The 21333-nt window shown below is 55.5% G+C and carries 18 protein-coding genes; 11 read left to right on the top strand and 7 right to left on the bottom strand.

The features are described 5' to 3' along the window. Positions 1–401 precede the first annotated feature (401 nt). Positions 402–1853, top strand: coding sequence for an HD domain-containing phosphohydrolase (locus Pla52nx_RS03090; RefSeq protein ID WP_146518230.1), 1452 nt, complete (start codon positions 402–404; stop codon positions 1851–1853). Between the two features lie 94 nt (positions 1854–1947). Further along, entirely contained in the window at positions 1948–2340 is a 393-nt protein-coding gene (locus Pla52nx_RS03085) for a hypothetical protein (protein WP_146518229.1), read from the top strand. A gap of 73 nt (positions 2341–2413) precedes the next feature. Here Pla52nx_RS03085 and Pla52nx_RS03080 read toward each other — a convergent pair whose 3' ends face one another. Next, positions 2414–3910, bottom strand: coding sequence for a cryptochrome/photolyase family protein (locus tag Pla52nx_RS03080; protein ID WP_146518228.1), 1497 nt, complete (start codon positions 3908–3910; stop codon positions 2414–2416). A gap of 63 nt (positions 3911–3973) precedes the next feature. Here Pla52nx_RS03080 and phrB point away from each other — a divergent pair, with 63 nt between their 5' ends. After that, entirely contained in the window at positions 3974–5380 is a 1407-nt protein-coding gene (phrB, locus tag Pla52nx_RS03075; protein WP_197454249.1) for a deoxyribodipyrimidine photo-lyase, read from the top strand. A 198-nt stretch (positions 5381–5578) separates the two neighbouring features. Next, positions 5579–6064, top strand: a complete 486-nt coding sequence (locus tag Pla52nx_RS03070) for a macro domain-containing protein (protein WP_146518226.1) — start codon at positions 5579–5581, stop codon at positions 6062–6064. A 195-nt stretch (positions 6065–6259) separates the two neighbouring features. Here Pla52nx_RS03070 and Pla52nx_RS03065 read toward each other — a convergent pair whose 3' ends face one another. Further along, on the bottom strand, positions 6260–7906 hold the full coding sequence (locus tag Pla52nx_RS03065; protein ID WP_146518225.1) for a putative transporter: 1647 nt from the start codon (positions 7904–7906) through the stop codon (positions 6260–6262). 385 nt (positions 7907–8291) lie between these two features. Between Pla52nx_RS03065 and Pla52nx_RS03060 the strand changes: the two genes are divergently transcribed. Both Pla52nx_RS03060 and Pla52nx_RS03055 read left to right on the top strand, forming a co-directional pair. Next, positions 8292–8744: a CBS domain-containing protein gene (locus Pla52nx_RS03060; RefSeq protein WP_146518224.1), complete on the top strand. Its 453-nt coding sequence runs from the start codon at positions 8292–8294 to the stop codon at positions 8742–8744. Between the two features lie 113 nt (positions 8745–8857). Continuing rightward, entirely contained in the window at positions 8858–9379 is a 522-nt protein-coding gene (locus Pla52nx_RS03055) for a CBS domain-containing protein (protein WP_146518223.1), read from the top strand. Between the two features lie 4 nt (positions 9380–9383). On the opposite strand, the gene Pla52nx_RS03050 is transcribed toward Pla52nx_RS03055, so the two are convergent. The 3 genes from Pla52nx_RS03050 to Pla52nx_RS03040 form a co-directional block, all read right to left on the bottom strand. After that, entirely contained in the window at positions 9384–11876 is a 2493-nt protein-coding gene (locus Pla52nx_RS03050) for a serine/threonine-protein kinase (protein ID WP_342190330.1), read from the bottom strand. A gap of 187 nt (positions 11877–12063) precedes the next feature. Further along, the gene (gene ahr / locus Pla52nx_RS03045) at positions 12064–13068 is read right to left on the bottom strand and encodes an NADPH-dependent aldehyde reductase Ahr (RefSeq protein WP_197454248.1); all 1005 of its coding nucleotides are present in this window, start codon (positions 13066–13068) and stop codon (positions 12064–12066) included. A gap of 68 nt (positions 13069–13136) precedes the next feature. Then, a complete protein-coding gene (locus tag Pla52nx_RS03040; protein WP_197454247.1) occupies positions 13137–14183 on the bottom strand; it encodes an alcohol dehydrogenase catalytic domain-containing protein in 1047 nt (348 codons plus the stop codon). A 208-nt stretch (positions 14184–14391) separates the two neighbouring features. On the opposite strand from Pla52nx_RS03040, the gene Pla52nx_RS03035 reads away from it, so the two are divergent. Beyond that, positions 14392–15234, top strand: a complete 843-nt coding sequence (locus Pla52nx_RS03035) for a hypothetical protein (protein WP_146518220.1) — start codon at positions 14392–14394, stop codon at positions 15232–15234. Between the two features lie 21 nt (positions 15235–15255). Continuing rightward, complete coding sequence (locus tag Pla52nx_RS03030; RefSeq protein ID WP_146518219.1) at positions 15256–16125, top strand: hypothetical protein; 870 nt, start codon at positions 15256–15258, stop codon at positions 16123–16125. A 157-nt stretch (positions 16126–16282) separates the two neighbouring features. On the opposite strand, the gene Pla52nx_RS03025 is transcribed toward Pla52nx_RS03030, so the two are convergent. Beyond that, positions 16283–16606, bottom strand: a complete 324-nt coding sequence (locus Pla52nx_RS03025) for a hypothetical protein (RefSeq protein ID WP_197454246.1) — start codon at positions 16604–16606, stop codon at positions 16283–16285. Here Pla52nx_RS03025 and Pla52nx_RS03020 point away from each other — a divergent pair. Then, entirely contained in the window at positions 16593–17540 is a 948-nt protein-coding gene (locus Pla52nx_RS03020) for a DUF3592 domain-containing protein (RefSeq protein WP_197454245.1), read from the top strand. The two genes, Pla52nx_RS03025 and Pla52nx_RS03020, sit on opposite strands and share 14 nt — an antisense overlap. A 336-nt stretch (positions 17541–17876) precedes the next feature. Here the strand turns inward: Pla52nx_RS03020 and Pla52nx_RS03015 are convergent, their stop codons facing one another. Beyond that, positions 17877–19277: a sulfatase family protein gene (locus Pla52nx_RS03015; RefSeq protein WP_146518217.1), complete on the bottom strand. Its 1401-nt coding sequence runs from the start codon at positions 19275–19277 to the stop codon at positions 17877–17879. Between the two features lie 170 nt (positions 19278–19447). On the opposite strand from Pla52nx_RS03015, the gene Pla52nx_RS03010 reads away from it, so the two are divergent. Together Pla52nx_RS03010 and Pla52nx_RS03005 are read left to right on the top strand one after the other, a co-directional pair. Next, a complete protein-coding gene (locus Pla52nx_RS03010) occupies positions 19448–20410 on the top strand; it encodes a UbiA family prenyltransferase (RefSeq protein ID WP_146518216.1) in 963 nt (320 codons plus the stop codon). Continuing rightward, positions 20410–21252, top strand: a complete 843-nt coding sequence (locus tag Pla52nx_RS03005) for a sugar phosphate isomerase/epimerase family protein (protein ID WP_146518215.1) — start codon at positions 20410–20412, stop codon at positions 21250–21252. The genes Pla52nx_RS03010 and Pla52nx_RS03005 overlap by 1 nt, the downstream gene beginning before the upstream one ends. The last annotated feature ends 81 nt before the right edge of the window (positions 21253–21333 follow it).

Here is a 21333-nt window from a genome sequence, read left to right as displayed (position 1 = left end):
AGCCCCAGTGGGGCTGGGCATCTGAATTGGATGGGAATGTACGTTGTCCTCTCTCAACTTGGTCGACTATCGACCAGTTCCCCGCTCACCATTCCCTATGTTGTAGGAATTCCCGTAGGCGTGGGAAATATTGTTTGAATCGATACAAACCGATCAACCGCGACAGCCAGCCAATCATCACCTACTCAAACCAAAATGATTCGGAGTATCGTCAAAGTCTGCTGGGTGAATCCTCCCATATGACCGGCTAACAACATCTCCCGGAGGAGATTCTTTTTGATTCGCCAAAGTCGCAAGCTAAACAACTACGGCGTACGCAGACGCTTGCGAGCCACTGATTCAGGACACCAATCGGCAAAACGCTTTCAACGCGTAGTAAAGACGCGCAATAAAGACGCGCAATGAATTTGAACACCCATTCACAGCCACTCGAACAATCGCACGAGAACGACGCTCCTTTGGACCCGCTGCGCGAGCTCGCAGACCGCATCGACAGCTTGGTTAAGTCTTACGCGGACAATGATCAAGACGGAGCGTCCGTCGGCACGCGAACTGTACAGGCTGACGATGCCGTAGCAGCGACACCGCGTCATGCCGAAACCTTGATCGACGGATCGTCCTCGCTCGCACAGCAGACAAACGTGGTAGGCAACACGGCGTTCGAAGACGGTGAAGCAGCAAAGCTACTGCGTGAACTGCGAGCTGCCAAGATTGCGGTCATTGATGACGAAGAAGTCAACGTAAGAATCGCAGTGCGACACTTGCGAGACGCAGGATTCGTCAACGTCGTCTCGATCACCGATTCGCGGAAGGCCATCGAGATGCTCAAATCAGAGCTTCCCGACGCCATCCTTCTGGATATCTGCATGCCCCAAGTGTCCGGGATCGACCTACTGAGGATCAAACGCAGTGTGCCGAAGATCGCGAGGATCCCAGCGATCATTCTCACAGCTTCCACTGATCGCGAAGTCAAACGCCAAGCACTGGACTTGGGTGCCCATGATTTTCTCACCAAACCTCTCGATCCCAGCGACTTGGTTCCGCGTTTACGCAATGCCGTGGTGACCAAGAAATACATCGACCATATCGCCAAGGAAAAGGCAACTCTAGCGGAAATGGTTCACCGTCGGACATCCGAACTGGAAAGCTCACGGCAGCAGCTCATTCTCAGCTTGGCTCGTGCCGCAGAGCACCGCGATAACGAAACAGGCAACCATGTCATTCGGGTCGGTCGGTTCGCAGGGATCATTGCTCGAGAGCTGGGATGGAAAGAAGATCAAACCGCGATGCTTGAGCAAGCAGCGCAGTTGCATGATGTGGGAAAGATCGGTGTCCCCGACTCGATCTTGTTCAAACCCGGCAAACTCGAACCGCGTGAGTTTGACATCATGAAGAAACATTGCTCATGGGGACGCGGAATCATCGAGCCGTTCTCAGGTTCCGAGTTTCAGGCCCTGAAAGCACACGCTCGCTTGGGTGAGTCGATACTGCACATCCGCAGTTCACCCATGTTGATGATGGCTTCGCGGATCGCACAAACACACCACGAAAACTGGGACGGGACCGGATACCCGCTGGGATTGGCCGGCGAAGACATCCCCATCGAGGGACGAATCACGACCGTCGCGGACGTGTTCGACGCATTGTCCAGCAAGCGTCCCTACAAAGATCCGTTCCCACGCGAGAAATGCATGTCTATCTTGAACTCACAACGGGGCACCAAATTCGACCCAAGAATTCTCGACGCATTCTTTGCCCGCACTGAAGACATCGTCAGAATTCAAATCGAACTGATGGACGAAGAAGAGATGGGCAGCGTTGCTCACGAACTGGGCCAGAGTTGGTCGAGCTAACCGTCGCGTCGTCTCGCTAATTTCACATGGCTCGCATCGTCTTGGTACAATTCGTCGCCTGCACCAGAATGAACCACCACAGAGGCAATTCCTCATGAACCGAATTCGCAGATTTATCGCCTTGGGCATCTTTGTCGTGGCCACCCTCGGCGGTAGCACGCTGCTGGCAAGTGATCCCATCGGTCGCTGGCCAACCGGCTCGTGGAGCAGCTCCGCAACAGGCCACCAAGGTCCACTCAGGGCTCGCATTCGGCAGGTCGATAGCGACACGTATCGTGCCGTATTTGCCGGTCGTTTTGCAAAAGTGATTCCGTTCGTGTATCCAGCAACGCTGACGCGAGTTCCCGGAACGTGTAACTGCTACCAGTCGTCGACGAGACTACCATTACTGGGTGAGTATCGGATGACGGCGTCGGTGACCCAGAACAGGTTCTACGCGACATTTCAGGGACGTAAAGACTCTGGAATCTTTCGCCTCTCCCGCTGAAACCCGCACCCGCGTCCTCGCTGGAATACGTTGCGGTTCCTATGCCATATCAAGCTGGAACCCAACGGATGGTTCACCAATGGTTCGCTAAGAACGATTCGGCGTTCGCGATGTGGCGATCTCGCTTGGCTGAGTCCATTTTTTTTACCATGCTGCAGGCCATCGCCCAACGATGGTTCTTGGACAATTCGTCGACGTGATTCCAAATCCACCGCCAATAGAGTCCGTCCCAGATCTCACACCAGGAGCCTTGGCCGTAATGGCTCATCTTTCGCACGTATGATGAACCCGAAAAATAAGGTTTCGTCGTGATCAAGCCGCCATCGGCGTGCTGGCTCATCGCGTAGACATTGGGAACCATGACCCAATCGTAACTATCGATGAACATCTCCATGAACCAAAGGTAAATGTCATCCGGGTCGATCTCGCAGAGAAACATGAATCCACCAAGGATCATCAAACGTTCGATGTGATGGCAGTAGCCCGTGTCCAAGATCCGTCGGATCGTGTCGTCCACCGGGTCGATTCCGGTGGCTGCGTCGTACAAGGCTTGCGGCATCGAACGATGATGTTGCCAATGATTGGTGGTTCGCATCTTGACACCCAGGTCTTCGTAGGTGGCCCGCATGAATTCTCGCCAGCCGATAATCTGGCGAATGAATCCTTCCAGCGAATTGATCGGGACGCCATGACTCCGCGCGTGCTTCACCGCAGAGTTCACCACTTCATCAGGTGTCAACAACCCTGTGTTCAACATTGGCGTCAGAACACTGTGCCATAGCCAAGACTCGCCCTCCACGATCGCGTCTTCATAGTCGCCGAAATTAGCAAAACGGTGCGATAAGAAATGCTGTAGCCATTCGTTGGCGTCCGCCTCTGACGTCGGATAGTGGAGCCGATCCAGTGAACCCGGGTGATCGGGAAAATTCGCCTCCACGTATCGAATGGCTTCGTGATCAATCCCATCCCTGCTCAAGCTCAGATTTTTCGGAATCGAAGCGAGCATCTTCTTCGGGACTTTCCTTCGATTTGATTCGTCAAAGCTCCATCGATCGCCCTCGGGCTCATCCCCGTTCATCAACAAATCCAGTCGCTTGCGTTGCCATTTGTAAAAATCTGCCATGAACCAACGCTGCTTATCATCCCGATACTCTTGATTCTCCGTCGTCGTGTTCAAAAAGCCCGGATTCGGCAAAATTTCTAGCCCCATGCCCATCTGGCGGCAAGCGTTCCGCAGACGTCGCTCCATCACAAAATCCGTTGGATCCACGACCGCCAACGTTTCAGACTCCTTTTCCGCCTCTACAACGACGCGTTCCAATTGTTCTTTCAGTCCAGGCCGATGCTTGTCGTACTCGACATAGTTCACATCGAATCCCTGCCCCGACAGTCGCTGCTCATAACGCTTCATCGTGGCACGGTGCAGCCACAGTTTCTGTTTGTGGAACTTGGCCGGATACCGCTTGTCAGCAAAGAACAATGACTCCTCCAAAAGCAGGACGCGTGAAGGAGAAAGCTCAAGTCCCGGATGTCGGGCAAAAAGTTGGTGCGGTAGGATCAGCAGGATCATCTAGGACTCCAGGTCGGAATTCATTTAGCAAAACTATACGAACAAGGAAATCGAATGAGGGCGATGGTTTGGTTTCGCCGTGATTTGCGGATCGCGGACAATGCGGCACTGTTTCACGCCTGCCAATCCGCTGATGACGGTGTTGTGGGCGTTTTTGCCATCTGCCCCGAACAATGGTCCCAACACGATGACGCTCCCGCCAAGGTTCAGTTCTGGATACAAAATGTGGCGTGTCTTTCGCAATCGCTTGGCAAGATCAACATTCCGCTGCTGATCGTGCCAACACCCCGTTTCGATGAATTGCCCTCTGAGATCACTTCGCTTGCGGCAAAACACGAATGCGACGCCCTTTACTTCAATCGGGAATACGAGGTCAACGAATCCGAGCGTGATGACGCGGTTGCCAAGGCTGCGGACAAGCTCGGAATCACCACGCACCGCTTTCACGATCGCGTGATTGTGCCGCCCGATTCCATCGAGACGCAGGAAGGAAAGTTCTACACCGTTTTCACGCCCTACCGTCGCGTGTGGGACGAACGCGTCGCCGGTGAGACGGAACTGTTGGCTTCCCCGAAAAAGCAATCTAAGACCGACATTCCCTCTGACAGTGTTCCAACTCAAATCGATGGTTTCGATTTTTCAGACTGCGACTCCGACCTTTGGCCGCCAGGTGAAGACGAAGCCAAACGTCGTCTCAAGGCGTTTGAAGATCACATGGGTCAATATGATGAACAACGCGACATCCCGTCGGTGGCAGGGACAAGCAGGCTGTCTCCCTATCTGGCGGCCGGCGTGATCTCGCCCCGCCAATGCTTGGCGACCGCTCTCAACGTCTGCGGTGGTAACCTGGAAAAAAATGACGGTGCTAAGACCTGGGTTTCCGAACTCACGTGGCGAGATTTCTACACCGCTGTCCTGGTCGGCTTTCCTCGCGTCTCCAAGCACCGTCCCTTCAAACTGAAAACGGATGCGATCCGCTGGCGAGATGACGAATCCGATTTCAATGCTTGGTGTGCCGGCCAAACAGGCTATCCAATCGTCGATGCGGGAATGCGTCAACTGAATCAAACCGGCTGGATGCACAATCGGTTGCGAATGGTGGTCGCGATGTTTCTGACAAAGCACTTGCTGATCGACTGGCGATGGGGTGAACGGCACTTCATGAACCTCTTGATCGATGGTGATCTCGCCGCCAACAACGGCGGTTGGCAATGGTCCGCTTCGACAGGAACGGACTCCGTGCCCTACTTTCGGATCTTCAATCCCTTTAGTCAAAGCAAGCGATTTGACCCCGACGGCGACTACATCAAGGAGTTTTGCCCTGAGTTGAAAGACGTCCCCGCATCTGCCCTCCATGACCAGAAAAAGCTTCGCAAAGCCCTGAAAGACATCGACATCGACTATCCCGATTTCGTCGTCGACTACAGCAAGGGCCGCCAGCGAGCATTGGACGAGTTCAAAAGGATCTGAGCGCGCAAGTGTGCGACAAGGCACGCCCCCGGAGTCGTGAAGTCAAATTTCGCACACCGCCGAACTGGATCGCGTCATTTCGCATACCGATTTGAGACGGTACGCCATTTGCCAATGACCTGCGTTGCGAATGATAACGTTCCGCGACAACGACGTTGCGGAGCATCGACCGACTCAAGCAAGAGATGCAGAACTCGCATGATCAAAGAAGTTTCAGGGGACATTTTGTTATCCGACGCAGAGGTGATTGCACACGGTGTCGCGCCGAACGACCACTTTGACCAGGGACTCGCATTGGCCCTCCGCGAGCGATGGCCGGGCATGTTCCGGGATTTTCGTCACTTCTGCCATAATAGTCATCCCAAAGCCGGCACGGTTTGGAGTTGGGGTGGACCAGACCATGTTCGGATCATTGCCCTAATGACCCAAGAACCAGCGTACGACACCGGCTCGAAACCTGGAAAGGCAAAGACCAAGCATGTCAATCACTGCCTCAAGGAGTTTCGGCAAGTTATCGAAAGCGAAGGCTACAAAAGTGTGGCATTGCCAAAACTGTCCACCGGCGTTGGCGGATTGGATTGGAATGAGGTGCTCCCCTTGATTCAACAACACTTGGGTGACCTGGACGTTCCCGTTTACCTCTACACGGAATTTCACGCTGGAGTCAAAGCCAAGGAAAGCTGATCTCCCATTGCCCCCAGTACCGTTCAATGTCTAGCCGTGGTTCCCGACAGCCTAAAAACCTCACCAAGCCGGGGCTATCTTGGACTAATTATCAGCCGGAACGCAATAGAGAGCGTCCGGTTCCCGAGTGTGGGCGTGAGAACCGGACGCTATCGCGTGGCGGCTGATTGGGATACGTAAGCAGCCAGTTTCAAATCAGGCAAACAGCAGCACAATCGCTTGTGCTGCAACGATGCGCAGGATCATCGTCAGCGGATACACAGCCGCATAGGCAGCTGAGCTCGCGTCCGAATCTGATTGCGAATTCGCAAACGCCAGTGCAGGCGGATCCGTCATGCTGCCTGCAATCACACCACAGATCGTCAGGTAGTTCTGTTTCAAAAACACACGAGCAACGACGCCGGTCGTGAGCAGTGGAATGACCGTGATCAAGAAGCCGCAGCTCATCCACTTCAGCCCCTCCACACTCGCGATCGAATGAAAAAAGGTTCCGCCGGCACCAAGTCCGGCGCAAGCCAAAAATAGAATGATCCCTAAATCCCGCAGTGCTAAATTGGCTGAATAAGGAACGTACCAAACCACTTTCCCGACACTGCCGATCAAGCTCAACGCGATCGCGGCGATCAAAGGCCCCCCGGCAAGCCCTAAACGCACGGGGAACGGCAATCCTGGCAAGTAAAACGGAACCATCCCGATCAGCACGCCCACAGCGATGCCAATGAATAGCGGCGGGAATCGAGTTTCTCGCAACGACTTGGCCGAATTCCCTAGAAACTCCGTGACACGTTTCAGCGAGTCCTTATCACCGACGACGTGAACCACGTCTCCAAAGTAGAGTCGGCTTGATCCACGCGGTGTCATCTCCAGACCCATTCGGTCAATCCGCGTGATTGTCGCATTGTAGATCTTGTCCAAGCAAAGCTCACGCAAGGTGCGATTCAACGCACGTGATTCAGTGACAGCGATACGCCGAAAGTCAGCGTCTCCCGTTTCCGTCATCAAGTCTGAATCGCTCGGCTGCCCGATCAAAGGCGTAAAACGCTCTAGCCCACTACGAGTCCCCACCACTTGAACCAGATCGTTCGGACGCAGCACCGTTTGCTCGGTGGCACCATGAACCACGTTTTCTCCCGCTCGTTTGATCCGCGAGATCCTCACTCCCGTTTCTTCCATGCCAGGAATCTGCGCGAACTCCATTTCACCCAAGTGTGGATTGTCCACCAGAACGCAGAGTCGTTCGATCGGTTCGTGACCGTTTGACTCGATCTGCAACTGTCTGGTTTCTGCGGCGACGTCAACACGGAACACTCGTCGCAGCAACAGCATGGAAGCAATGATTCCGACGATTCCTCCGGGGTAGGCGACCGCGTACGCAGACGTCAATAGCTCCATCGCTCCGTCCCCCTCGCCCTCCGTGAGCGATAAAGCCGCTTGACTTGCAGCTCCCAGGGAAGGCGTATTCGTTGTCGCCCCACAAAACAAGCCGGCGGTGGTTAATGATGGCAATCCCACGAAGTAAAGAAATCCGATCGCCAACGCAAAGCCTTGCGCAATGATGGCAAGAGCCATGCAATTGAGCACCAAACCACGCTGCCGCCAAAGCTGCACAATACCTGGCCCGAGATGCAGCCCGATAGAAAACACGAACAGGATCAATCCGAACTCTTTTGCAAAGTCAGCGATCTGGTGATCGATCGATGCCCCAAAGTGCCCGAACAGCAAACCCGTGAACAAGACTCCCGCTGGACCAAGTCCGATTCCGCGAACATGAATGCTGCCCAACAGCAAACCGATGGCCGCGACGAGTGAAATGATCAGAATGGCAAACGCGATAGGCGACAATCCGTTACTCCTAAAACCAAAATTTGAACACTGGACGATGCTATTGGCTTCATTTCACACCGAACCCATCGCGTTGCAAGGCAGGGCAAACGGTAGAGTGAAAATGCCGCCCTGTCCGATTGCTTTGAGACGGATGCGTGACCATAAGTCGACAGAACACTCCAAAATTTCATCTCCCTGCGGTTGCTTCATTGCAAAGCAGTCGCCGCACAATTTCATGGCACGTCGCAAGCACCCAACAGCCGCATTCCGGAGCAAGACAGCTGCAGCGGCCGGTGTTCTTCCGTAGCGGCAGGAAATGGTCGCGTTCTGGTGCCTTGCCAATCAGCACACCGCTGGGGTCCGATAATTGCACTCCTGAGACAACTTTTCGATGGAGAAAACAATGAACACAATGAACGATGCTCAGACGGATTCAGCAGGTTCACTTTCACTCACAAAGATCGTCGTCGTCCACCCCTACACCGTGATTCGAGCCGCCATCGCCATGATGCGTGATCAAGGAGCGGGTTGTGCGGTGATCACGGACCGCTGCCTGACGCCCCGAGGAATCTTTACGGAGAACGCAGTCGTCAAGCTGCTGATCGAAGGTGCATCACTTGACCGCCAACCGGTGTGCGAGTTCCAAGACTCCCATTTCGCTTGCGTCAAACGAAGTCAGCCGATCGGCGATGTCTGGCGAACGGTCTGGTCGGAGGGTACCAAGTATGTTTGCTTCACCGACGATGACGGTAAGTTGGTTGGGCTTGCCGATCAACGCGGACTGCTGGCACACTATGCACAGTCGTGCTTCACCAATCGTTCATCCATCGCAACTTGTCGCTTCCCGACTTCGTGAGCCCGAAAGCATTCGCGGTACACGGATTCAATCCGCGTTAGAACTGAATGACCGTACGTTGGGCACTCTTGCCCGTCTAAGCCCGCTGTCGACCAATTAACAAAGTCATATCGATGAGCACCTACAATCGAGCGGATCGAGCAAGCAAGGTTCCCTCGCGTCCCGCCTCCGACGTCGGCAGAATCGGTTCTGTCGACGATCACTTTCACTCTCCCTCGTCGCTGGACGATCAATGCGCCTGCCTGATTGACTCTGTCTCCAGTGACCCGATCGATGCCGACACATCGATTCGCACTGCGACAGAAGCTTTGTACAGATCAGGGTGCCCATCTCTGTATGTCGTTGACAACGACGAGTTGGTCGGCGTGTTTGGTGAGTCAGAGGTATTGGAGCGGGTCGCGGAGATTTTTGAAAAGGTTGCCGACCAGCCCGTTCGCGAAGTGATGACCCAAGAGCCAGTCGTTCTCAGTGAATCAGCTGTGCTAAGAGACGTGCTCTCGGCATTTTCAGCAACCGGATATCGCCCGGTACCCGTGGTGACCGACGATGGTCGCCTTGTCGGAGAGTTTCTTCCTCAGCATGTCCTCAGCCACATCGATGAAAATGGCTTCTTGACGGCCTCGCGACCACGATGACACGTCAGACATCCATGGTAGCACCAAGCGATTCTCCATCGGAGTCCGACAAGCGTTCACCGCCTGAAAGCCTTTCTGATTGTGACTCGGATGTCTTGGGAGAACGTGACTGCGCTGACCCTGTAGCCGAGACACTGCTCTTGGACAATGGCGTCTGCAAGGATGACGAATCCTGATCGCTATTCATTTGGCTGCGACTCATCAAAGACGAAGGAACGAGTCCTCGCTCTTGACGCGTCCACCACAAATCGGCTTGTTCGATTCCCCACGCATTAGCGTCTCGACAATGTGACAACGCGATTGCCAATTCCCGAGCACTCTGTGGACGCCGACCACGTGATTTCTCAAGGCAAGCCAAGAGCAGACTTTCCAGATCCTCAGGGACATCGATCCCATCGATCTGAGACGGCGGCGTCGGCATTTCAGCAATGTGTTTTTGGCACAATTCGCCAAAGGATTCCGCATCAAAAACCGGACGCCCCGTGAGCATGAAATAGCCGACCGCGCCGACGGCATATAGATCGCTCTGGGCGTCAACAGAGCTGGGCATCTGAATGCCTTCCGGTGAAACGTATAGCGGCGTGCCCGCAAACCCTCCGTCCTCGCCATCGGATTCCTCGATCGCTTTGACCAATCCAAAATCCAAGACCTTCACCACGTCGGACTCGCCGCCCCGTCGATTCAACATGATGTTGGCGGGCTTGATGTCGCGATGAACCAATCCAGAGGTGTGCGCCTCAAACAGAGATCCGCAAATCTGTCTCAAGACATGAATCACTCTGCCGGGAGACTGAGGGCCGTGTTCGTCAACGAGCTCCTGAAGCTCAATTCCCTCCAAGTACTCCATCGCATAATAGAACACCCCCTCGGGCGTGCGTCCGTAGTCGTAAATCGCGACGGTATTGGGATGCGTCAAACGGCTGGTGATCTGAACCTCCCGTTCAAATCTCGCAATCGAACGGTCACTGACCTTGGACACATTGAGCAGTTTGATTGCCGTCGGTCGTCGCAGCATCGCGTGCTGACCTTTATAGACGACACCCATTGCTCCTTCGCCGATTTTTTCCTCCAACCTGTATTGCCCGAGCTGCTTCGCTTCGATCGCAGCTTCTTGGGCTTTTCGATGCAGTCGCCCAACCATGATCGAAAATACCAGAATCGCAATGGAGGTCAGGATCAATAACGCGATCAGCGCCCAAAAGGTTCGCTGCAGAATCACGAGCGGGCGATACGCCTCCGCGAAATCGGTTTCTGTCGTCACTCCAAAGTTGTACTTGCTCAACCATGTCCACGCTCCCACCACCGAAACGCCTCGATAGTCACGGTACCCACTCACATTGACCCCAGAACTCCCCGACGCCGCAGTGGCCGCCATCAACGTCAATGGCAGTTCAGAACGTCGCTGGGAAGGTCGATGTCCTTGTGTGATGTCGCCGCCGGGGTCACGCACCAAGAGCTTCAGCAACGAACGAACGCTTTCCTGGTCTGGCAGCAAACCCAGCAAAACCAAGTCATCGTCGAATCGGCTGTTCGAGAGCATCACACCCTCCTTGTCAAACGCATAGGTCTCACCGGACTGACCAATCCGTCCCAACTGCAAAATGCGAGTGAAGTCTCGACCGGGCCGAATCCGAAACGCCAATGTGGCGATGGTCTGAAACTGCTCGTTTCGAATCGGTGCCAGAGCCAGCATCGTGGGCACACCGGTCCGGATCACGCCGTCGTTGTCTTGCAGTGGCGCAGCACTCAGGTAGGGTCGCGTGATCGTTGAGTCGCCGTCGCTTGCGATCGTCAACGCATCCGTGATCGAGACGGGTAACTCTGTTCCAATCAACGTAGACTCATTCGACGCCAGCACGCGATGCTTTCGATCGATCACCGCAAACCCGATGTAGTCCTGCGTGGACATTGCCGGCCCCAACCGACGGGCAAGTTGCGTTCGGATCTCAAACAGCCGATCAGGGCCGCTTGCCGTCTGGGATTTCGAATCACCTGCGTTCTCCGCACCGATAGCGGGCGTAGCAGATGCGATTGTTGCTCCGCTATGGTTCATCAGCCCTCGCTCCGCCAAGTCGATGCTATCGACCAGTTCCGCCGTCAAAGCACGGATCTCCGATTCGTTCGCTGCAGATTCCGTGTTTCGCTCTTGTGACTCCAGCCAAGTCTCCAACATCGCAACCTCGACGTCCAGCAATGTTTGCAATTCCGATTGCAATGACTGTTGCATCGTCGTTGCGATACTGCGGTGTACCGCATAAGCAATGGAAGACAAGAGCACGATTGCAATCACCGGCCAAAGCCAATATCGCTTGGCAAAGAAATCACGTGTCCGACTGACAGAGCCGGCAAAGCTGTGCGATGCCCACGTCATGTGACCACGATCGCCCAGAGCATGTATTCGGGATGAACGCCGACCAGACGTCTTGCGACTGGAGCCGTGTGAAGCGGCAAGTCGACGTCTGCGTCCGGCACTCGTGAATGGTTCGAAGATGTTCATAGCCAACAAGGCTAATTTGACATCTGTGCGAACGCTACAAATCGCCCTCTCAGCAATGGAATTTGACTGTTCCCCCCCGCCTGTTATTGGCATTCCTCCCTGGTTCCGCCGGGCGGCTGTGACGATTGGAACGAATCGAACGATTACAGGTCTGCCACGGGGACGCCCAAGCTCGTCGCATCCAAATTCATCGTGTCAGTACGATTCGGTATCGAGGTGATCCATTGCGCAGCCTTTCCATGGCTTCGTTGATCTGATTCATCGGGAACACCTCCGTCATCGGCGCGATTTGGTGACGGGCAACAAAATCCAGCATCTGTCGCGTGGTCGCGATGCTGCCCGTGGGCGACGAAGCGAGAGAGCGCTGCCCCATGATCATCGGAAACACCGTGGCCTCAATTTTGGGCGCAGCACCCACAGTATGCAAAACACCCCGTGGTGCGAGCGTCGCGATGTAATCATCCCAAGGCAAATTTGCGTCGGTCGTATTGAGTACCAAGTCGAACTTACCGGCTTGGCTCTGCAATGCACCAGATTCGCTCGTGGCGACAAATTCGTGCGTGCCCAAGTCTCTCGCTTCGGACTCCTTAGAACGAGTTCGTGAAATCGCCGTGACTTCGCACCCCCAGGCTTTGAGAAACATCAATGCCATGTGTCCCAGTCCACCAATTCCGACCACGCCGACGCGTGATGTCGGAGACAAATTCATCTGTATTAGCGGATTGAATACCGTCAGCCCTCCGCAAAACAACGGTCCCGCAGATTCGCTTTGAACTCCCTCAGGAATCTTGGTCGCCCATCCCCAGTGACAACGTACCTTGTCCGCAAATCCACCGCGTTGATGCGTGATCGTTCCTTGCGCTTCAATGCAAAGATTGTGATCTCCCGCCATGCACTGATCGCAATGCATGCAACTGCGACTCGTCCACCCCAGTCCGACCAAATCACCTTCCGAAAGATTTGGCACCTGATCGCCGACCGCCGCCACACGCCCAACCACTTCGTGCCCGCCTACAAACGGATACTGGGTCATCTGCCATTCGTTGTCCAGCATGGAAAGGTCACTGTGGCAAATTCCACAGGACTCGACGGCGATCTCGACGTCGCTGGCCCCCAGATCTCCCGCGTCAAACTCAAAGGGCTCAAACACTCCGCCAGCTTTCTGCGCCGCATAGGCATGAATGATCGTCATCGATGGAAACCTCTTGTGATGTGTGGATACGAAACTAAAGAATGCTACGAAGTTGACAATCCCGTTTCTTAGCCGAAAGTCAACACCGCCTTGACGCAACCGTCCTGCTGATGGGCAAAGACATCATAGGCTGACTCCGCATCTTCCAAACCAAAACGATGCGTGATGCACCAATCCAAGTCCATCGCTTGGCGATTGAGATTCTCCGCAAGCATGGACATGTAATGCCGAGCCGGGCATCGCCCTGTTCGATAGGTCAAATTCTTGTTGTACGCATCGGCCGGGCTGAACGAAAAGCCCGGCGTGCAATGACACCCGATCACCGACATGCGTCCCCCGGGGCGAATCAATTCATAAGCCAGACGCTGCGCATCGGGCAGGCCAACAAACTCCAGCACCGCGTCGGCACCTCGACGCCCGGTTGCCCTCATGATCGCCTCGATCGCGTCCCTCTCATCCGCGTGTACTGTGGCACCCAATCGCGCGGCCAGTGACAACCTCGGCAGATTGGGATCGACCGCGTGCACCTGTTTGGCGCCCAGTCTGTTCAGCCATGCGATCGCCAACAACCCAACGGTACCGCACCCCACCACAACGTGCACATCGTCAACGATACGATCCGTCTCGACCGCCATCGAAACGCCAAAAACGGCCGTGCTCAAGTTGTCACCCAACAACAATCCCGCCTCGGCCGAAATCGTCTCCGGCAGGTTCATCAACGTCGCGTCCGCTAGCGGCACGCGTACCAATTCGGCTTGACCTCCATGCAATCCGACGGAGTCCTGCACCCAGCCAAACAGCTGCCCGCTGGTGCAACGCGATGTCAGACCGCGTTGACAATAAAAACAGTGTCCACAGTTGGTCGTAAATGGACTGCAAACACGATCCCCGAGGCGGATCTGCTGGACGTTGCCTCCCACCGCAATGACGCGACCGACGAACTCGTGCCCCATCACGGTCCCGACGTCCAATCCTGTCTCCCGCCCAAAAAACGGATGCAGATCACTGCCGCACAATCCCGCCATTTCCACCGCCACCAACGCGTCACCAGGGTCCTGGATCGATACATCCGGCAACTCATCGACCTCCACTCGCTGGATCGACCGAAAACACACCGCTCTCAAGGTGACTCTCCTCTTGCTCAGATAATGTGTAACTCAAAAACGGGGCGTACCCACTCCAATTGATAACAGATTTTCTCCCGCTATCGCTGAACATCCGGTTATCTTATCGGATTGCCAGAGTTTTTTTGCTTCGGTCAAAACCACGCGAATCGGCTGCAAACCATTTAACAGGCCATCGCCTGACTTCCAACGCATCGCCATGAAACAATCCATCGTCGCTCTGATGATCATGTCATTGATCGGATTCATGATCGTACCGAACGTTGCCTTCGCCGATGAACCCGCGGAGACCGAACAAGAAAAACAGTCCATTGGCGAAGCATTCGCGAAAGCGATGGACGAATTCGAAACCGTCCTGAACGACCAAGAACGCTTGGGTAGTTACGGGACGCTGGAAGTCTTGCATCTTGCCGATCAACTGGAACAAGAGTTTCAGCGAAACGCGGCAAGCCTCCTAGCAACCCAACAACAAGACTCGCCATTGGCCAAGCGGCAGAAGCATCTTTCGCTGTACCTCTGGCAACTGAAATGCATCGGCCCCAACTTGGCCGGCAACCGAAGCAGCCAAGACATGATGAGCACCAAGCTCCATCGCCTGCTTTCAGATCACCGCGATGCGATGAAAGACACGCAACTGATGCGTCGTTTCCAAGCCCTCACCCACCGCGCCCAACAGGCCGACCACGCCCACTTCTTACACAGAATGGGTGACAACTTTCACTTTATCCAACCTGAGGATGCAGACGTATCGCAGCACGCTGCCGCCCTGCCAAATGCGAATGACCCGCCAGATGCGAATGACCTGCCAACTGCAAACAAGCTGCCAGTGGGTGCCATCCAAGACGCTGCGTTTGGGATTCGTCAACTCGTTCACTTGAAATGGGACGGCGGCGCATTGATGCTAGACGACGAGCACTGGTCGCAACCCTTTGGAGGCAAAAGTCTCAGTGCCGCGTTCGACGATTCAATCTCCTTGCTGAAAGGCGACGGTGTCGAGATTCCTGACGCCAAGGCGCGGACGCTACAGTTCATGAAACAATGACAAGCATCGATCCCATTGCCCATGCTCTTGTTTCACAATTTCCAACATCGCTTCACCGGCGGTGGACGTGTTTCCACGTCAACGAGTTCGAGCGGCAAAAACTATCGCCGCCGGTTCTCCACCGGCGAACTGGATGCTGAACTTGTCATCAACGAAGACCGTTTCGAGTTGACCATTCGGGAGCTCAATGCGCCTAAACGAATGTTGTTCGTATCCAATGGCGATAAAAAAGAACTGAACGTGCGACTCCTGGGCGATAGCGTCACGATCTTGCAACAAACGGCTGATGGCAGCGTGCGTTGGGTCGAGGTGGGCACGGACACAGCAAAGGTCTACAGCGCGCCGTCCTTCGCAGAACTCTACGCAAACCATCCAGGTGCAATCGAGTCCGTATTGTTCGTTCACTTGCAGCATGCAGGACTCTTGATGCCGATGAAGCGATACGATCCCGCAATCGTCCAACGCCTTCTAAGCCACATCACGGCAATCGACAAGCAGGAACGTGAACGATTTGTGGAGTTGATGGAACAGATCGACGGCAATTCTTTCGCAGTGCGTGATGCCGCCTCCAAGGAACTGCTGGCCAATGTTTCCAAGTATTCAAACTTGATCCTCCAGGCGGACCAGGAAAACGCATTGTCAGCCGAAGCGCGACATCGACTCGCTGGCGTGCTGAAAATGTACCGGGAACAGTTTCACCAAGTCGACCAACTGATCTCCGCTGCCGGCTGGACTCAGGACCCGGCCTACCTGATCGATTTGCTGCACCAGCTCCCCGCAGATCAAGCGAACATCGTGGTCGACCATCTTCGCGAAATCACCAAACAAGACTTCGCCAACGATACAACCGCGTGGTCGACATGGTTGCGTGATTCACAAACGGACGATTAGCGTGGGCTGACCAATAGTTGGTTCGGTAGATGAGCCGTTTTGGCGTTAGCCACGGTTTTCGTGACACAACCGTGGCTAACGCCAAAATCAAGACCGGATGATGCCCTAGTAGCTCTGGCGGGAAAGGTTGAGCCGCCCGCTCTTGCGTTCTACACTCTTACCCTTGCTGACGCATCGACTCTTCACGTTTGCCCTCAGGAATCTCCATGGCAACCCAAATCAAATGCCCAGGATGCAGCCGGACACTTGCGATCAAACCGGAACTGATGGGCAAAAAGATCAAGTGTCCGGGTTGCCAAAAAGTCCTTTCGATCGGACAGCCAAAATCAGCGTCTGCCACGAACGTCCCCACGCAAACACCAACCGGCAGCCCAGCGACTCCCGCAGCAAGCTCCAATCCTAACTCCGCGCCGACGACTTCACCGACGTCGGACACGTTGACGATCAAGTGCCCCTGTGGATCACAGTTGCGAGTTCCCACGAGCGCTCGCGGAAAACAAATCCAGTGCCCCAAGTGCTCACAGAAACTCAAGATTCCGGCGGGGTCCGCAACGTCAACTCCCGCACAGACGGCTCAACCCCTTTCGCAAAGCAGTGTCCCCACTGCGATTCCCGTCGCAGCACCACTTTCCACGCCTGCGACTTCCTTTCCATCACAACCGACGACGACGCAAGATCCATTCGCGGACTTGCCCACGGCAATGCCAGCGGCACCGGCGCCGGGCACACCAATGCCCAGCGCACCGGCGCCAGCGGCCAGTGGCGGCGATTTTTGGAATGAACTCAATACGCCAGCCGCAACCGGGATGAGCCCAGCAGCCTCGTTCCCAGGCGGATTCCCCAGCTCGCCTGCTGTATCCAGTGGTCCCCAAGTCAATCATGCCGCATTGGCCGCCGCAGGAGCCTACTCGCCATCGCTGGATGAAAAGATCGGAAACATGGCCGCCGCCAGCACCGGTCCGACGGAGCGCAGCTTGGGAGGATATTTCAGCAATCGTATCCACTGGGGCCTGATCATCATGATGCTCGGTGGACCATTCCTCGCCTTCATCGGTTGGTCCGCGCAAAGCAAAATGGCAGCGTTAGACGCACGTGGCGTCACGGTCGATGGCGTCGTCCTCGATAGCCGTGAGAGACGTAGTCGACGAAGTCGATCGTATTACCTGGAGGTCGCCTACAAGACCGAAGCAGGGGCAGCGTATACAGACGAGTTTCAGGTCAACAGCACGTACTACGACTCACACGATTTAGGCGGCACGGCCCAGGTCAAGTACGATCCGGAGGATCCCACGCAGGCCATCTTGGTCGGTGGATCAACCGACTCGTCGTTCTTGCTTTACTTGGGCATCGGCATGGCCATTATCGGCTTGCTCGGCGTCGGCTACACAATCGTCGTAGGCGACATCGACTGGTAACACAACGCCCGAGCCCGGATGATTCATCAGCCGGCACGCGATAGCGTCCGGTTCCCGATTACAGGCGTGAGAACCGGACGCTATCGCGTGGCGGCTGATATGCGCAGGCTGTTTTCGTGCCAATCCGCGTAAACCGTTTGGTGCAAACGTATTGCGAAGACTGTAGTCAGTGGCGTGAATAATCCAGGCTAGTGCATCGTCCGGTCTTGATTTTGGGGTTAGCCGTTTTGGCGTTAGCCACGGTTGTGTCACGAAAACCGTGGCTAACGCCAAAACGGCTCATCTACCGAACCCACGTTCTAAGACTGGACGATGCACTAGGCGGGGGTGTTCCTCTCAGTAGTCTCCCCCGCCATCACTCCGCTTGCACGACTCACGCCACTGCTGCACCGCTGCTGCCATCCGCTCAACATCCTCAGGCCGCTCACCGGAACATTCCCTTTGTTCACACGGATCGCTCGACAAGTCGTACAGCTCCCAATTCTTACCGTCGTCGCCACTGTACAGCTTCCATACCCCGTCATGCCAAGCGATTTGTTTGTTGGACTGAAACCCGATCGGCTTCTCACGCTGAGAGACTTTTCCATCGATCACCGGCAACAAAGACATGCCATCGATCGGGCGATCGTCTGGATACTTTATCTCCAATGCATCCAACATGGTCGGCAAATAGTCACTCGTCACGGCGGCCACATCCGTCACACCCGGCTTGACCCGTGAAGGCCATTCCAAAATCCCCGGCACGCGAACGCCGCCTTCATAGAGGGATCGCTTTCGACCACGAAAATCGTCCGCGGACCCGGGAGCTTTTCCCTGCTGCCCCTCCGGACCATTGTCGCTGCAAAACCACAGCATCGTGTCTTGAGCAACGCCCAATTCACGCAGTTTCTCGCGCAACCGGCCGACTTGCTCATCCATCGCGGTAACGCATCCATAGTAATTTCGCTCATAGACGTCGTGATCCCGGTACATCGCGACATGCTTTTCACCGGCAACGACCGGTAAGTGCGGTGCGTGAAACCAAATGGCGGCAAAGAATGGTTGCTGCGACTTCGCGGCATCTTCGATAAACGGTATCGCGCGGTCCATGATGATCCGCGAATCATCGCCGTCCAGGTTTTCCGTTACCGGATTGCCCGCATGATCCCAATAGTGCGTGCCATAGGGCTGCGCACTGCTTGGGTCCACGATCGCATCCCAAGCTTTCTCATCCGGCTTGGCAGGCTGAATCATCGGATCAAAAGTCGGAACCTTGGACTCGGTCACAAAACTTTCGTCGTAACCGTGATCTCTCGGCGGGGCAAAATGCTGTTTGTTTTTCGGTCCGCCGCGATTGGCATCCTTGATCGTCGTCGTCAAAGTTCCAAGATGCCATTTGCCAAAGTGCCCCGTCTTGTAACCTTGCTCTCGCAGCAATTCCGGCAACGTGATCTCATCTGTCTTGAGATGTCCCGTGTTGGCAAAGTAAACGCCGTAACGAAACGGATGTCGTCCGGTCAAACAGCTTCCACGCGTCGGGCTGCACACCGGTGCGGCGGCATAAAAACGAGTGAACTTCAGCCCAGCGGCCGCCATCGCATCAATGTTCGGCGTTGCGATCGGGGACTTGGGGTTGAAACACTGCGGGTCACCGATCCCCAAGTCGTCACACATCACCAAGACCACGTTGGGTGATTTCGCAGACGCCAGGGATGTCACGATGAGACACAGGGTCAGGCCGCTGGCGATTCGGTTCATGATCAAGCCTTCGTGGGTGATGGATTCAACAGGAATCGTCGCATTTTAACCGCCGATCCCTGCACGGGGGTGTTGCCCGTCACTTCATACGATCAGAATGGCTCTGCGAATCATGCCAAGGTCGGCGTGTCGTGCAACGCATCCATCACCCCCTTGCCGCGTAACGCTCCATGTCACAACGTCTGCTCCACTGGGCTCAACTGGTTCGCTTGCCTAACGTCTTCACGGTCTTGGCAGACGTCTCGGCGGCATTCTTGCTGGTGGCAGGGACACATCAACCGGTGACGCGTTTCGCCTGCGTCCTACTGGCCGGCGTCTCACTGTATTGGGCCGGAATGATTCTCAATGATCTGTTCGATTTGGAGCGAGACCGTGCTCAGCGTCCCAAGCGTCCATTGGCCTCCGGCGCGATCTCACCCCAAGCCGCACGGATCGCGGGGTGGGGACTACTGATCCTGGGCGTCGTGCTGGCGGCCGCCTCGGGCAAGATCCCCTACGAAAACGCGTCCGGTGATGCGGCTCCTGATACGTGGTTGCCAGCGGCCATCGGCTGCGCGTTGGCGATCGCGATTGTGTTGTACGATGGACCGCTCAAGTCCACACCGTTTGCTCCGGCGACCATGGGTGTCTGTCGCGTGCTGAGTTTCCTGCTCGGAGCGTCGCCGATGTTGCTCGCCGTCCCCGGGCAACCGCTGATCCCCAAGTTCATCCTCGGTGTTGCGTTCGGGTTTGGCGTCTACATCATGGGCATCACCACGATGGCGAGAGACGAAGCCACCGGCGGGAACAAGATCAACTTGAGAACCGGTCTGATGTCCATCGTGATGGGCGTCGTGTTGCTCGCCTTTGCACCTGGCTTAGCACGACATCCGGGCGCCTTTAAAATGTTTCCGGGAAGCTTGTTTCCGGTCCTCATCGGATTGATCGGATTTCCAGTGATCATTCGAGCCATACGAGTTCAGTTTGACAGCGATCCGTTGAAGATTCAAAACACGATCCGAGCCGGCGTGCTTTCGATCATTCCCTTTGCGGCTGTGTACGCGATGATCGGCGCCGGACGATTTTACGGACTCGCTGTTTTTGCGTTGGTGATTCCAGCCATCCTGCTCGCCGCTCGACTTCGCGTGACCTGATGATCCCCGGCTTTCATACCATCAGCTTGTTGCTGCACGACGAAGTCACTGCGATCGAGCAGTTGGCGGTGCTTGGCTTCAAAGCCGTGGCGATTCGACCACGACTCAGCGGGCTGCATTTGTCACTGCCGGATTTTGACGAACAAGCAAAGCGGATTGCCGATGCTGCGGAGAAACACCAACTCGAACTGGTGTTGGACCTGAGCGGCTCATTCTTAGAAGACCCTTTTCGTGCCCGCGGATCTTCACTGGTGTCAACGGATACAAACGAATCTTCCCGCGCCGCCCAGTCCTTGAAAACTTGGATCGACGTCTCGCCGCTTTTGAGTGTCAAAGTCATTTCATTCTCCAGTGGCCCGCGAACCGGAGACGTTGCCGAGAACGCCGGTGGAGCACTGGAGCGATTGGCTCACGCATTGGAGCCTCTGTTGCACGTCGCCGATGCAAATGAAGTTCGACTTGCTGTGCGTCCGGCCACGGCGGACGTGATCGGATCGGTTGCCCAGTATGAGCGATTCCTGCAATGGCTTTCGCCGGACAGCAGCTTGAGCGTGGCACCGGACGTGGGCGAGATGTTACTCGGAGGCGAGTTCCCGGTTGGGGAGCGTTTGGCACGGCATCATCGGCGGATGGCGTGCCTGTACCTCTGCGAACCGGAGTCGGAATCCGAGCAAGCCAGGGATCAGCGAATCGGCCGCGGCGACATTGACCTGATGCGAGTCTGGGGCGCCGTAGAAGCCAGCGGCTTTGACGGTCCGGCGATTTTCCGAGTCTTCGGCCATAGCGAGCGGGGCCTGGACCTAGCCTCGGAAACCATTCAAATGCTGCAAAGTCCCCACTAAAGGCATCAAAAGATGCGGTAGTTCAGGAACTTTGGCGGTCCATCGGAGAGGCTATTGGACAAGCCCACCGAGCGCGGTAAA

This window comes from Stieleria varia, from assembly GCF_038443385.1.
GTDB classification, from domain to species: Bacteria; Planctomycetota; Planctomycetia; order Pirellulales; family Pirellulaceae; genus Stieleria; species Stieleria varia.
The sequence above is the reverse complement of the archived record's forward strand: the minus strand, read 5'-3'. Positions and strand labels throughout refer to the sequence as shown.